Source organism: Oleiphilus sp. HI0132 (assembly GCF_001635845.1).
Window position 1 is genome coordinate 1 of sequence record NZ_LWGJ01000118.1, and the last position, 865, is coordinate 865.

The following is an 865-nucleotide window of genomic DNA, read 5'->3' on the forward strand; positions in this document are numbered from 1 at the left end:
CGGCGCGCAGATAACAGGCAAGCTTAGTTTGTCTCCGAATAAGGCGGGTATTGGCATTTTTTCTATCTCAATGTAAAAGCTATTTTTGGTAGAACCGCTTCTACCGTCGGCTCGGCAATGTGCCCATATGCTTGGCAATAATTCCGAGCATCATCTCATCACTACCACCGGCTATCGATAGTATCCGCGTATCACGATAGGCTCTGGCAGCAGGATTATCCCACATAAAACCCATGCCTCCCCAGTATTGAAGGCAGCTATCACTTACTTCACGCCATAACCTGCCCATTTTTAATTTAGCCATGGATGCCAGGTAGGTCGCGTCTTCACCTTCAATATGTTGCTGACAAGCTCTCCAGGTCAGCGCTCTGAGCGCCTCAACTTCGGTTTGCAACTCTGCCAAGCGAAAGTGCACCACCTGATTGTTTAATATCGGCTGGCCAAAGGTCTCCCTATCTCGGCACCAATCCCGGGTATCACTGATAATTCGCTCCATTCCCTTTAGTGAACTCGCAGCGGCATACATTCGCTCTTCTTGAAACTGCATCATCTGCATAGCGAAACCTTTGTTCTGTTCGCCTATTCGATAGCGCTTAGGTACGCGAACATTATCAAAGAATATCTGCCCCGTATCACTGGCGCGCATACCGAGTTTATCCAAAGGCTTTGAGATCTCGATACCCGGTGAATCCAAAGGCACAATGATCATTGATTTATTTGCATGAACACTGCCTTCAGAAGTGTTGGCAAGTAAACAAATCCAATCACCTTGCGTCGCATTCGTGATCCACATCTTACTGCCATTGATAAGGTAGTCATCACCGTCACTTTTAGCGGTCGTTTTTAAACCTGCAACATCTGAACC

1 protein-coding gene is annotated in these 865 nt (G+C 47.2%); it reads right to left on the reverse strand.

All coding sequences use genetic code 11. From position 1 onward, the window contains the following. Positions 1 to 100: 100 nt before the first annotated feature. The coding region (locus A3766_RS01550) for an acyl-CoA dehydrogenase family protein (RefSeq protein WP_197479167.1) at positions 101 to 865 on the reverse strand (765 nt) is incomplete at its 5' end.